The organism is Deinococcus hopiensis KR-140, assembly GCF_900176165.1.
GTDB classification, from domain to species: Bacteria; Deinococcota; Deinococci; order Deinococcales; family Deinococcaceae; genus Deinococcus; species Deinococcus hopiensis.
Window position 1 is genome coordinate 190,851 of record NZ_FWWU01000011.1, and the last position, 12,666, is coordinate 203,516.

Annotated in this window: 10 protein-coding genes and 2 pseudogenes; 9 read left to right on the forward strand and 3 right to left on the reverse strand. The window is 62.6% G+C overall.

The window, feature by feature from the left end:
• Positions 1–351: 351 nt before the first annotated feature.
• The 3 genes and pseudogenes from B9A95_RS30850 to B9A95_RS37495 form a co-directional block, all read left to right on the forward strand.
• A complete protein-coding gene (locus B9A95_RS30850; RefSeq protein WP_084046006.1) occupies positions 352–564 on the forward strand; it encodes a hypothetical protein in 213 nt (70 codons plus the stop codon).
• A gap of 311 nt (positions 565–875) precedes the next feature.
• Positions 876–1,220: a transposase gene (locus tag B9A95_RS37490; RefSeq protein WP_170928887.1), complete on the forward strand. Its 345-nt coding sequence runs from the start codon at positions 876–878 to the stop codon at positions 1,218–1,220.
• Positions 1,183–1,629, forward strand: a pseudogene (locus tag B9A95_RS37495) (integrase core domain-containing protein); the annotation flags it as partial. The gene B9A95_RS37490 and the pseudogene B9A95_RS37495, both read left to right, overlap by 38 nt.
• A 111-nt stretch (positions 1,630–1,740) precedes the next feature.
• On the opposite strand, the pseudogene B9A95_RS33000 reads toward B9A95_RS37495, so the two are convergent.
• Positions 1,741–1,974 (reverse strand): annotated as a pseudogene (locus B9A95_RS33000) (IS4 family transposase); the annotation flags it as partial.
• A 218-nt stretch (positions 1,975–2,192) separates the two neighbouring features.
• Between B9A95_RS33000 and B9A95_RS30865 the strand changes: the two are divergent.
• Positions 2,193–4,448 (forward strand): diguanylate cyclase domain-containing protein, encoded by a 2,256-nt coding sequence (locus B9A95_RS30865; RefSeq protein ID WP_084051406.1) that lies wholly within the window; start codon positions 2,193–2,195, stop codon positions 4,446–4,448.
• 1,589 nt (positions 4,449–6,037) lie between these two features.
• Positions 6,038–7,909 (forward strand): HD domain-containing phosphohydrolase, encoded by a 1,872-nt coding sequence (locus tag B9A95_RS30880; RefSeq protein ID WP_084051409.1) that lies wholly within the window; start codon positions 6,038–6,040, stop codon positions 7,907–7,909.
• A 27-nt stretch (positions 7,910–7,936) separates the two neighbouring features.
• Here B9A95_RS30880 and B9A95_RS30885 read toward each other — a convergent pair whose 3' ends face one another.
• Positions 7,937–9,223, reverse strand: a complete 1,287-nt coding sequence (locus B9A95_RS30885; RefSeq protein ID WP_084051410.1) for an IS630 family transposase — start codon at positions 9,221–9,223, stop codon at positions 7,937–7,939.
• Between the two features lie 286 nt (positions 9,224–9,509).
• On the opposite strand from B9A95_RS30885, the gene B9A95_RS30890 reads away from it, so the two are divergent.
• The 4 genes from B9A95_RS30890 (at position 9,510) to B9A95_RS30900 (ending at position 11,871) form a co-directional block, all read left to right on the forward strand.
• On the forward strand, positions 9,510–9,728 hold the full coding sequence (locus B9A95_RS30890) for a hypothetical protein (protein WP_084051411.1): 219 nt from the start codon (positions 9,510–9,512) through the stop codon (positions 9,726–9,728).
• A gap of 454 nt (positions 9,729–10,182) precedes the next feature.
• A complete protein-coding gene (locus tag B9A95_RS30895) occupies positions 10,183–11,214 on the forward strand; it encodes a hypothetical protein (RefSeq protein WP_084051472.1) in 1,032 nt (343 codons plus the stop codon).
• A 206-nt stretch (positions 11,215–11,420) separates the two neighbouring features.
• Positions 11,421–11,558 carry a hypothetical protein gene (locus B9A95_RS34360; protein WP_170928888.1) on the forward strand — a complete coding sequence of 46 codons (138 nt, stop codon included), beginning with the start codon at positions 11,421–11,423 and terminating at the stop codon, positions 11,556–11,558.
• Entirely contained in the window at positions 11,536–11,871 is a 336-nt protein-coding gene (locus B9A95_RS30900; protein ID WP_139807188.1) for a hypothetical protein, read from the forward strand. Before B9A95_RS34360 ends, B9A95_RS30900 begins: the two co-directional genes overlap by 23 nt.
• A 503-nt stretch (positions 11,872–12,374) precedes the next feature.
• Here the strand turns inward: B9A95_RS30900 and B9A95_RS30905 are convergent.
• Positions 12,375–12,638, reverse strand: coding sequence for a hypothetical protein (locus B9A95_RS30905; RefSeq protein WP_084051413.1), 264 nt, complete (start codon positions 12,636–12,638; stop codon positions 12,375–12,377).
• Positions 12,639–12,666 lie beyond the last annotated feature (28 nt).

Below are 12,666 nucleotides of genomic sequence, written 5' to 3' on the forward strand. Positions count from 1 at the left end.
CCGGTACGCGGCGTCCAACAGCTCAGCCATCTCGGTCGGGGACAGGTCAGCAGGACGCGTCCTCCCAAGCTACTCTCTCCCCCTCTTGATGCACACACCCTACGCGGCACAATAAAGGTCTGATGTCCCCGTCGCTCCGCCTCCGCTGGCTCCCACCCGGACAAAACACCGTCCTCATTTCCTCCCCGCCCGTGACGGAACTCCTGCACCTGCATGCCGCGAGACACAGACAGCTCCACTCCCCCGCATCGCGGGCACTGAGGTCACGCAGGCCCGGCGCCCCGGTTCTTCCGGTTCCCTGCCCATCCGCGCGCCTCAGTCGTCCGCACCACCAGAGCAGGAGCACACCACATGGGTAAGAAACGCGACATCCCCACCTACAAGGACACCCACCCCGCCCACCTTGCGCGCAGCGCGGAGCTGGAACGCGCGGGCCTCAAACCCGCCCCGGACCAGCTCCCCGCCGCCCTGTTCAAGTACAGGACCAAGGACACGGAGGGCACCTGCGCCCTCTTCGAGCGCGCCCTGTGCATCCCCGTTGTGCCGAAACAAGACGCCTCCTGAAGCTCACGGCCCGTCACGCCTGTCCCTCCGGATGGGGCGGGTTCTTCACGCACGCGCTGGAGGGGGGAGCGGTAGAGGCACGCCGAAAGCGGAGGGGGAAGCGTTCGGATGACGCCGGTGTGGCCTTGAGGTGGGTCAGCCACCTGCTCCTGGCCGCCGATGCGCTCCTGCCCACGCAGTAACGGTTGTACCGAGGCTGGTTTCTCGCCCTTGGCTTTGCCCCCATGACCACCACTTTGCCTCAAACCGGTACTGGAGCTCAGTCGATTTTGCACCGGTGGAGTTCAGCCTTGATCACAGGAGGCACGACCATGACCCCGCGCAGGACTTCCACGACCGAATTCAAGCGAGAAGCCGTCCAGCTTGCCCAGCGGCCAGAAATGACGGTGACACAAGCCGCCCGGGATCTGGGAATCGGCATCTCTTCACTGCAACGTTGGCTTCGAGAAGCGGGCCAGCAGGGTAATGCGTCATTCCCAGGACTCGGACATCAGACCCTGACGCCAGAGCGGTGTTCAGGTGAAGTGCAAGGCGGCGCATCGCCTCTGGAAGAGTGGGGGTCTTGCGCTTCCCACCCGTTGCAAGGCGAGAAAAATCCGTACAGGACAGCACATCCTGATGAAAGCCGCGCAGCCGAACCAGGTCCGGACCTATGACGTTGTCTTCGACCAGACCCTGGGGGGACAACCCCTGAAAATCCTGACGCTCACCGATAAGTTTACCCGGCAATCCCTGGCCCTGCGTTGTGGCACAGCTTTCACGTCCTCGGACGTGAAAGCTGTCCTGGTCGAGATCATGCGGAAACGGGGCGCCGCGGCATTCATTTGGAGCGACAACGGCTCAGCGTTTATCGCCCGCGATCTCAGGGTCTGGCCGTGCAGGAGGGAGGCATCAAACATTGACCCCGCAAAACCCTGGCAAAACGGCGTGGCCGAGAGCTTCCACGCCCGACTCCGCGGTAGATTGCCGAACCTGGAGGTCTTTCACTCCCCTCGGCACGCTCCGGTCCTACCGGACGGCTGGAGAACGTTCTACAAGCGCGCCAGACCCCATTCTTCCCTGGCGTACCTGACGCCCGACGAGTTCGCCCAGCGGTGGGGTGGCCCCACCTGGTGGCGTACACCCACCCTGAGCCGAGTTTCCAGTCAGCGTCGTCCGCAAAACTGGGCCAGTCCACGGGAGAAAGGACACGGCAAAGCGTGCAAACAGCCTCCCAGGAAACGAAAATCGCATGTTCTCAAGACGCTGGTACCGTGTTTCTTCAGCGTGTACAGGACAACCGTCCGTGCCTGGATCACTGGGAGAATCAGGGCAGCGAAGACCGACAGACGTCGGGCATCTAAGGGGAACGCAGACCGCAAGGCGGTCTGCAAGGTATCGTGAGGGCGCCCTGCTCCTGGGCGCGCTCATCGCAGATACACCCGACTGGGGCCGACTTTTTCACTTCCTGCACACGTTTTGAAGGGCAGTCAGCTCCTCTCCTTGACATACTGCAGAGGGCTCCCCGTTTTCCTTGGCGTCACCTCCTCTTCGGGCCACAGAATCCGGCGCTGGGGCACGCGAACCATGCCGCCTTTTTCACGCATTGACGTTGGAATGTTGTCATAGCCGCTTCGTAGAATGGGAAAGTGCACAACCTCCAGTTGGGATTGCTCGAGCCGCGTCGCGTCGCCATCCTGGTGGATTTCCTTTATGACTACCAGCTTCAACTCCAACACGGTTACCACGAAGCCCTGAACGCAGCTGGGGTGTCTTCAGTAACCTTTGTTGGCCGTCACCTGGAACCAGAGACGCCGCTGTACCAGAAAGCGAACGACGTCTACGATTTGCTTGATCCTGAGCGGTACGTGGGAATGATCGTCAGTGCAGCGTCGATCGCCCGGCAGGTCGGAGACGGGGCATTTCTGGACTTCCTGCGCAGGTTCCCCCTGCCGAAGGTGGCGGTGAGCCGGGCGTTGCCGGGCATTCCGAGCGTACGCGTGGACCCTGTCCGGGGAATGACCGAGTTGATGGCGCACCTGGTTCACGGTCAGGGCCTGAAGAGGTTTGTGTTTATGGGCGGAATGGCCGGCAACGAAGAGGGCCAGCTGCGGCGCGATGCGGTGATCGACTACCTCTCGGCGCATGGAATGAGCATTCCACCTCACAGAATACTGACGGGTGATTTTTTCGGTCCCAAAGCGGCGCAAGAAATTACGAAGCTGTTGGAGCATGACCGGGATTTTGAAGCGGTGGTCTGCGCAAATGACGAGATGGCTTTTGGAGTCATCGACGCGCTCACCCGGTTGGGGCTTCATGTCCCAGAGGACGTGGCTGTGGTCGGCTTCGATGATGTGGACGAGGCGAGGCACAGTTCCCCCCCGCTCACGACGGTGGCGCAGCCGACCCGCGAGAAAGGCAGGGTGGCGGCAGAACTCCTCCTGGACCTGACGGCAGGATGGGACGTTCCCGACGAAGTGGTGTTGGCAGCGACGCTCAAGAAGCGCAAGTCGTGCGGCGCCCTGCCGGAGTGGATCGTGAAAACCTGTGAGGTGCAGGTGGAACAGGAACTGCTGTCCGCATTCCTGCTGGCAGCGAAAGACCAGGTGAACGCAAAGGCATTCCTGGAATGCTGGCGCAAGCAGGTGCGTCAATTGGATTACGACCAGGCAGGGCTCGCAGCCATCATGCTGGGACTGCGCGCCCACGCCACCACGCTGCCACAATCGGCTATGCAGGCTTCTCGCCTGGCGTCGCTCCTGATGGTGGCCCTGCGCATGATCGCGCCGCCCGATCCCGGCCATTCATCTGCACAGCAGGCCTTGAGCCGCAACAATCAGGTCAGTTCCCAGTTGGAGCTTTCCCTTTCCTCCCACGATACGTTGGAAACCTTTCAAGCCGAAGTGGGGAAATACATGCGGTCGCTGGACGTCGACCGGTATGCGGTGGCGCTGTTTAAGGAGGCGGGTTCACAGCCGGCGTCCACAGCGTCCCTGCTCAGCACCTCGCTGAACGGCGCAGCGCCCGGGAAGGCCTACCCCAGCAGGCAGCTCCTCCCAGAAGCGCTCCTGCATGAGCTGAACCGTGGGCACTGGCTGGTGCTCCCGCTGCACACCGCAGACCTGCACTTCGGGATACTGCTGTTCGAGAAACCTCCCGTAGACCATTTCAATGTCGAGCAGGTACGGTACACACTGAGCGCAGGGCTTCATCACTTGCACTCGGCGCAGCAGCAGCATCGGTACACGCAGCAGCTCGAGGAGGAAGTCCGGGAGCGCACTCAGGAACTGCAAGACGAGATTGCCGTACGCCTGCGGGCCGAGAACATCCTCCGCTCTTTGAACCAAGAGCTCTCCGTCTCCGCGTCCACCGATGCCCTCACGGGAATTTTCAACCGGGCAGCATTTACGTCTTACCTTCAGCGGGAGTGGGCGAACCATCAACTCGCCCGCCGCCCTATCAGCCTGCTGCTGTGCGACATCGATTTTTTCAAGCAGTACAACGATTATTACGGGCATCTCGCGGGCGACGAATGCCTCAAGGAGATCGCCAGGACCCTGAGCACCTGCGGGCGCAACCGCAGCGACTTCACCGCCCGCTACGGTGGCGAGGAGTTCGTGATGATCCTACCGGGTACGGACGCCACCGGAGCGGATTTTGTGGCGCAGAGACTGCTCACCCGCGTGCGTGAGCTGGAGTTGCCGCACGAGAAGTCGGGCGTCGCGCCGCACATTACTGTAAGCGTCGGTGCCGCAACTTTGACGCCCACCATCCAGACGGCCCCCGAAGTGCTGATCGGACGGGCAGATCAGGCGCTGTACCGCGCCAAACGCACCGGACGAAACCAGTCTTCAAGCTGGGAAAGTCTCCCAGAGACCCCTTCGGGAGGCGTCAAGCCTGGGTGAGCGCTGTGGACGGTACAGGACACGCCGAATGAGCAGCGCTCACCAGTGATGTGGGGTTGAGGAAGGGGAGAGAGTGACGAGGTGAGGCGGCTTCCGGATCATCCATTTCGTTCGCCCCGGTGATTCCACGCCACTGTGTCACCGTTTTTCCTGCTCGCTCTGCGGCGCAGCGTTGCACGTCCGCTCGGGTTGACCCCTTATCTCATCACGGATTCACGGAATCCTTATGGTTGGGAGTGGGCGCCAGGGAGGTGGAGAAGAACCGGCTCGCGTATATTTCCCCCTCTGCCCCATGACCTCTACCCGCAGTCCAGCGGATGTGCAGCGCGGGATAGAGCGAAGCCTTCACAGGTGGTGACGAGGCCCAGGGAGCGCGTTTTGATGGCCCGGGCGGTGGCGTAGCCCTGGGAACCCTGGGGAAAAGCACCGGACAGGGTTATCAGCGTGTCCCTTCCCGCCGCCTTGAACGGCCCTCTCACGCCCCTGCCCGAGTCCGTTTTGGGTCTGCCCTTCATGTCGCTGGCCGCAGCCGGAAGCATGGCGAGTCGCAGGTATGGGAAGTGCACGTCACCTCCGGTCACCGCTGCTTTGCAAAGAGGCACCGCGAAGAGCACAAGTTCCGCCGTGAAGTTCGGGCCTATCGGCGGTGGCTACCTCAACTGCCTGAAGGCTGAGCTCCACCGACCGCTGCTGGGGTTGGATGAGGTCCCCCGCATCTTGGCGCTGGGTGCCGGCGAGGGACATGTTCTTGACGGCCTCCGTACGGACAGGCACACCGAACGCACCGCATACCCCAGGCCGGACTCTGGCCAAGGCACTTGCACGGTCTTCCTCCCACGCCGAAGGATTCAGAAGATGAACGAGGGGCGAGCTCCCGGTTGATACGCCCGAAGCTGCGTCGGGACTCCTGCTCGTCTGGGGAACTTGCCTGGATCGGGGCACAAATCCCAGAACTCCTTATTCTCGCTTTCCCCGCCGTTGTACCCCGGCATGACGGCCACAGCGCCCGCAACTGGTTGCTCAATCCCAAACACGCTCCCGGGTTCACGGGGATTGATTTTGAGCACGCACGCTCCAGGCTCTCCGTTCAGGACATCATAAGGGTCTGGCTCCGGGCCCCCATTACGCGTGCTGATCTGGCAGGTGCCCTTTTCACCGGCGATGGTCGTCCCCTGACGTCTGCCGAGCAGACGCTGATGGAGCGTTTGGCAGCCCCCGACACCCTCTGCGCAGTCGTGTGGGCTGCTGAGCACCTCGGTATGACGTTCCCTGAGGAACAACAAGCGTTATTCCGGTGGCTTCAGGAGAACGCAGCAACGTAACTCTCGTCGCCCAACTTCCTGAAATGGCTGCGGCGATGCCCCGAATAAGAGCAGGCCGGCCTGCTCGGCATGCCCGCTAAAGCAGTTGTCAAAAAGAGGATTTTTTTGACCGCGCAGGGGAAGCGAACCTGAATGCGCATTGGAGAGAATGAAGCGGTGAGCGGTGCCCTTCCACCCACCGCTTCATTCGGACAGGTGCTCTGGTCCAGGCGCAACGCTCTCCCAGCGTCAGAGTTGGGAGAGAGGTACTCACCTACCTTTTAAGGAATGCTCGGTGATCTCTCCACATTCCCCCTGGAGGCGGCGAGGCTCGCCGCACTGCGCCGGTACGCGGTGCTCGGTACGCCTCCCGAAGCTGCCTTTGACCGGGCCGTGCAGGTTGCAGCCCAGGTGTACGGTGTGCCGATCGCCCTGGTGTCCTTGGTGGATGTCCGGCGGCAATGGTTTAAAGCGTGTTACGGCGTTGACATGCGGGAAACAGATCGCTCAATCTCGATGTGCACGCATGCCTTGGAGCACGATGGCGTCCTGATCGTGCCAGATACCACGCTCGACGAGCGGTTCGCGCAAAACCCGTTGGTCACGGGACCACTTCACATCCGTTTTTATGCGGGAGCGCCTCTGGTGACGCCGGACGGTCACAAAGTCGGTACACTTTGCATTTTGGATACGGTCCCACGCCCCTCCCTGACGCCAGAACAGACGGCCACCCTGCAGGCCTTGGCGGACGGCGTTGTCAGCGAGCTGGAGTTGCGCTGTGCCCTTGCTGAACAGGCGCGCGAACGGCATGTTCATACAGCGGTGGTCAAGGCTTCTCTGGACGCGATGGTCATTGTGGACCATGACGGGTGCGTTCTCGAATGGAACCCAAGCGCCGAACAGCTGCTCGGTTACAACCGTGAGGACGTTCTGGGTGCGGACCTGATGAGATTAATCGTGCCGCCCGGCGACTACAACCGACACAAACTCGGCGTTGCGCAGCTTGGTCAGGAGCAGACGGCTGGGCAACGCCGAATCGAGCTGCCCATTTTGCGGCGCGGAGGAGAGACCCTTCACTGCGAGTACACCGTGACATCCTTCTACGTGGATGACGAGCAGCTGTTCACGGTGTATATCCGTGACCTCACCGAAGTGCGCGCTGCGCGTGAGGCCATGAAGGCCAGCTACTCCCTGCTGCGGGCAGTGGTTGACAGTGTTCCGGAAACCATATTCGTCAAGAATCTGGAGCGGCAGTACGTGATGATGAACACGACTGGTGCCGCCCGGCTTGGTCAACCGATGGAGGCCATCCTGGGCCGAACAGACGAAGATTTCTTTCCTGCCAGCATGGCTGCCCGGCGTCAGCGAGACGAGGCTGTGCTGGAAACCGGAACACCTATGGTCACGGAGTTCACTGAAAAATTCCCGGACGGTACCTACCGGCACTTCTGGACGAGCAAAGACGTGTACCGTGATCCGAGCGGAAACGCGGCTGGGCTAATTGGCGCTGCGTTCGACATCACGCAACGCAAGCAGGATGAAGCCATCATTCGCGGGTACAACCAAACCCTACGGGATCAGGTGGAAGCGGCGCAATTCGAGATTCTGGCGCGGCTCGCACGCGCCGCCGAATACCGTGATGATGATACCGGTGAACACATGAACCGCGTTGCGATGACCGCTGCTGGTATTGCCCGGGAGTTGAACCTGCCTGACGAAACGGTCGCCTTGATTGGGCGCGCCGCACCTATGCACGACGTAGGTAAGATTGGCATCTCCGACTCGATCTTGCTGAAGCCAGGCCGCCTGACCCCGGAAGAGTTCGAGTTGGTCAAGGCCCACACCACCATTGGAGCGAGCATTCTGGAAGGGGGAAATTCACCGCTGGTCATGGTGGCCGAAGAAATAGCGCGTACCCACCACGAACGCTGGGACGGCACCGGTTACCCGGCGGGCCTGGCCGGTGAAACAATTCCCATCACCGGCCGAATTGTGGCGGTCGCGGATGTATTGGACGCGTTGACCAGCGAGAGGCCCTACAAGCAGGCCTGGTCGTTTGAGGCGGCTATGACCGAAATCAGGACGCAGGCTGGCCGGCAATTTGACCCTGCGGTAATCGCGGCCTTAGAACGCCTCACATGTGCCCATCAGCAGGACTAGTGGGTCACTTGGCATGGGTGTAGGCATTCACTGAACGACCTGAAGGGTCGTCGCTCCCGAGCCTCCCAGGGGGTGTCGCCTGGCATAGGCTCGCTGACGGCGAGCCCTTCTTTTTCCAGCCCAAACGAACGGAGTGGGATGTGCATTCCATCCTCGAGCAGTGGCTTCCAGCCATTGGATGATTTGTGCCGGGCTGGTCGGCGATTGACCGGCCAATGCTCGACGAACCAGGATGCGCTGGATGGACTCGGCCATGTTGAGCCAACTGCCTGCGACGGGCGTGTACAGCGGCATGATGCCATGCCGCATCAACCAGCAGACCAGGTCTGGTGTCTTATGTCCGACGAGATTGTCGAGTACCAATAACATTCGAAGAGGAGGCAAGGTGTCGAGCAGCGTGAATTTGACGCTCAGTCCTTCTTGCCACCTTTCCCACACCGCACGGTTGTCTGCCGGTGGCAACACCGTTGCCACCGGCAGGCGTTGGAGCACTTCAGAGAGGGTCTGTTGCCGCCAAGGGTGAAGCACCGCATTCGTACAGCTGGTCACTCCACGAACACGGAGCTGACCGCTGGCAGGATGAAAGAGGGTCAGCAACTTCGCCGTCCCTGCGCGGACATCCTCGTGTGGGAGACGCGTCGGTTGTCCTGCAGGTTGCCAGGCGCTCCCAGGCTGGAAAATGGCCTGGTAGGGTCCGGCTTCGTCTTCGACCCACACCGCCAGGCCACCTTGTTCCCCTTCAAGGTATGCGCGTTCGATCAGTTTTTTTTTGGCCTCGGTATCTGGATCGTGGACAATGACCACGCCGGTTTTGCGTTGTCGTCTGGCCTTTCCCGTTTCGCACCAGGTTCGGTCCCGCTGCCAGGTCAGCCCGGCTTCGTGTAAGACACCCAAGATGGTGAACGTGCTCAAGCGTTCAAATCCGGGTTCACGACGCAGCACCTTTTGCAGGGTCACCAGAGACCAGGTGGCCGTGCCGTCTTGCTCCCGATCGGGGGTACGACGCGCTGTCTCTAAGATACGGTTCCGCTCAGCGGAACCGTAGACGACGGGAGGACGTCCACCTGGACGAGTTTCGAGTGCGTTTAACCCGTGTTGATTGAGGCGGGAGACCAGACGCGCGACCCCCTCACCGGATCGTCGTCCGCACAACCGAGCCGCTTCGGTATAGGCCATGCCGGTCGACACCGCGAGAATCGTCTTCGCCCGGCCGACGACAATCGCTGCGGTGTGATGCGAACGGCTCAATCGCTCCAAGGTCGCGCGTTCCTCTTCGGTCAGGGTTCGTAAAGGGTTTTTCTGGACACGCGGCACCCTAAAAGCCTATACCCAAAGCAAGTGACCCACTAGCGGGCAGGACTTTGCGCAAGTCCGTCACCCTTGGCCAGGAGAGCACCTATCTCGTGCAGGCGGAGGGCAACGGGGCGCGGGGCCCCTCAGCGGTGAACACCTCCGGGAACAACATATGCGGCATCCGCATGTCGTTCAGTACCAAGCCACCCTGACCTCGCTGTGTCCATCCCAGTCCTGGTTCCGAAGGTCTGGGCTTTTCGGCGTGGGCATCACGGCTCAATCATCCGCCCGCCGCTACGGTACGTCCATGGACGCCCTCATCGACCTCTGCCTCCGCGCCGTGCTCCTCGCCCTCGCCCACCCCTTCACGCGGGGGCTGCTGCTGGTGTTGGTGGCCCTGTACGGCGCAGGAAGTGGATGGCCGGCGTGGGCGCCGGGGCTGTGCACAACCGTGGGCCTGAGCTCCTGGGCGCTGCCACTGTGGCGGCTGTGGCAGGAGAGGAGGCGCTCTCCCCGCCTCCGTTGAGGTTACCCACAGGAGGGAGCAGGCGGGCGCCATCGCCATCAGCATGTCTTCGAGCGACTTGATGATGGCGAGGCTGCCGCCCAGGGGCAGGCCCGGGGCCGTGCAGTCGCGCAGCGGACCTGCAGGTATCCGTACAAACGTTTGCCGACCCTGTTTGCGCATCTCCGCCTCGGGGCCCAGGGATGGTCTGGTTGCTCAGCGACATCCACGGCCCAGCAGCCAGGGTGGGCGAAGGCGAGGAAGGCGGGCGGCGGCGAGGGCCAGTGGTCGGCGTGTTCTGCGCATGGCCCTACGGTGACGCCGGGGGGACGATGACCACATGACGGGATGCCGGGTGGCCTGAACAGCCAAACCGGTGCTGGCAGAGGGCTTCACCCACCATCGGCCGATCATCTTGCCCGCTGCATCATCTGGTCAGTTCAAGCGCACCCGCTTTGCGCCACTGGAGACCACCATGACCCACGCCCGACTGCTGGCCCTCGCCCTCCTCGCGCTGTCCGTCGCCCCTGTGTCCACTGCCCTCACCGGAACCCCCGTCGCCGCGCCTGCCAGCACCCTGAGTGGTGCCTGGAAGGGCAAGCTCGATGGCTTCTACGGGCTGGACGCCAATTTCAGGGTCCAGGGCAACAGCGTCGTCGGTGTTTTACGCTTGGGCAAGATTGACTTTCCCTTTCGGGGCACCTGGGATGCCGCCAAGAGCCTCGTGACCTTTAAGTACACGTATGCGAAAGAGGTGCAGACGGTCAAAGCCCTCCTGAAGGGCAGCACCCTCACTGGATTCAACATCTCCCCGAAGGGCAAGCAGACGGCGGTCAGCCTCGCGCGTGTCACGGACGCTGGAGCCGGAACGGCTGGGGTGAAAGCCGGGCCCTATGTCATGACAGGCGAGGTGCGCGACGAGAAGGGCAACCCCATCGCCGGGGCCGAGGTCTTCGCAGACCACACCGCCTACTACAACGTGAACGCTGTGGGGAAGTCCGACAACCAGGGGAGATACTCCATCGCCCTCGCGCACCGGTCCGGCACCTGGAACGCAGGCGCTTACCTGCGCGGAGAGGCCGGTGGACAGCCGTTCGAGGTGCGCCTCAAGCCGGACAACGACACGCCCTTCGACGGTTCGAAAGGCGCCGTCCGGAACTTCACTTATAAAGCCAGCACGAACGCGACCGGCAAGGTGTACACCTACGTGGCGCACTCAGCGGTGGAAGTCGATTACGACAGCCTGGAATTCACCTTCACCCCCGACGGCCCGAACGCAGCGGGCAGCACCGCACCCTTTACACGCAAGTTCGTCATGGGGTCTGGCGTTCCGAACATCTCGCTGGGACGGTACAGGGTCAGCGCCACGCACATCCTGAACGGAGTCAAGCAGCGACTTCTGCTCGGCTCTCGCCAGCAGAAGGGCGAGGCGAGCAGCGTCCTGGCGGAGTTTACCGATGACAGCCACTCCGGCCAGACCCTCGAACTCTTCCTGAACAACCCCTGAGTGGGCACCAGGACGAACCTCCGCGCCTCGTTCCGCTGACCTGCAATAGCGCTCCTTGCCCCGCACAGAAGAAGAACCTACGCTGCCAGCACGGCCCGACTGACCCTCGCGCTTTCCGTGTAGATTCTCCCATGCGTACGCCAGCACGCAGAGCCAGACGCGAGTGGCACCCACGAAGACCTCCCCCCTTCCGCATGACCTGCGTGGTGAAGAACCCCCTGGAGGTGTTCACAACAGGTGGGTGTGTCGGGGCCGACAACGCGGTAATAGACCCTGAGGTGAGCGGTACGGCCGCCTTCCTGGGCAAGGACGGCGCGGTGCGTGACTTCACCCTTCACCGGTAAGCCGCTGGGTGGTGGGGAGGACGGTGCACGGTTCTCTGCCCAACTCGGGCTTCCGGAAGCCGGGGAGATGCCCGAGTACGGAGACGTGGAGCTCACCCTGACTCCGGCGGGACCGCCCACCGACGGCGCCAAGGGACAGCCAACCAAACTGCGTCAGTCCCAGCTTCCCTTTGAGGTGCCCCAGGGACGCTCCAGGTTCACGGCACGCTCAATCCCGCGCAAGGGGCCGGCGCCGACCTGGCCCAACGTGCGGGGCAGCGCGTACAGGACCGGCATGACGCTCTCGGTGGACATGGTCCATCCGCGCCTTTGAAGCGGGGGGTGGTCAGGCGCACGGGCGGCCACCCATTGCCGGGCGCGCACCGCGTCTTTCACGAAAGACGTGATGAAAAACCCCCTTGAGATCGGCGGGGCTGGCGCTGCTGAACAGGCTCAGCGGCGCCTTGTTGGTGTTGTCCGCCCTTGCGGAGGCCAAGGTGTCGTCCGGAGTGGTGCCGGGTGGACCGTGACGCGCTGGGGTACCTCAGTCTGCCGGTTGGTGCGGATGCGCACACCGCGCTCGTAGAGAGCGGCCCAGCCGGTGAGGTGGAGGCTGGCAGAGTGGGGAAGACCGGGGGCCGTCACGGCGCCTCGGGCTCTGGCGCGGTGCGGACGCAGCGCGCGTTCGTACAGAGGGTTCGGCGTCCTTGCCCTTGCATTTCAGGAGGGCGGTGAGGGGGATGGGACCTGTTCATAGTTGGGGATGCCGCGTTTCTCGCCCATGTTGGTGTGCTCCTGCCGGGCCCACGCCAACGGACCGGAACGGTGGGTGTAAGGTCAGACGGGCGCGTAGATCGGCAGAGGCCCCCAATAGCCAAGCGCCTGAGCGACGTCACGGTCGGCGTCCGTCACGACCGCACCGGGTGAAACCGGCGCAATGTACAGCACGCCCTCATGGGTCGCCAGGCAGAGATTGCCCCCCACCGCGCGCCTCAACGCCACGGCAACGCTGGGCCGGGAACCCAAGCCTTCGGGCGTCGTCGCTGCAGGAGCCACCGTCCACCCCGTCGGTAGCCACTGAACCTTTTTCTTTTCCGTCATTTCATTCTTATTCTGCCGTCCTGAACGT

Coding starts and splice junctions, on each gene's coding strand:
- B9A95_RS30890 (WP_084051411.1), top strand. CDS start 9,510: ATGGACGCCCTCATCGACCTCTGCCTCCGCGCCGTGCTCCTCGCCCTC.
- B9A95_RS30850 (WP_084046006.1), top strand. CDS start 352: ATGGGTAAGAAACGCGACATCCCCACCTACAAGGACACCCACCCCGCC.
- B9A95_RS30895 (WP_084051472.1), top strand. CDS start 10,183: ATGACCCACGCCCGACTGCTGGCCCTCGCCCTCCTCGCGCTGTCCGTC.
- B9A95_RS30880 (WP_084051409.1), top strand. CDS start 6,038: ATGCTCGGTGATCTCTCCACATTCCCCCTGGAGGCGGCGAGGCTCGCC.
- B9A95_RS30905 (WP_084051413.1), bottom strand. CDS start 12,638: ATGACGGAAAAGAAAAAGGTTCAGTGGCTACCGACGGGGTGGACGGTG.
- B9A95_RS37490 (WP_170928887.1), top strand. CDS start 876: ATGACCCCGCGCAGGACTTCCACGACCGAATTCAAGCGAGAAGCCGTC.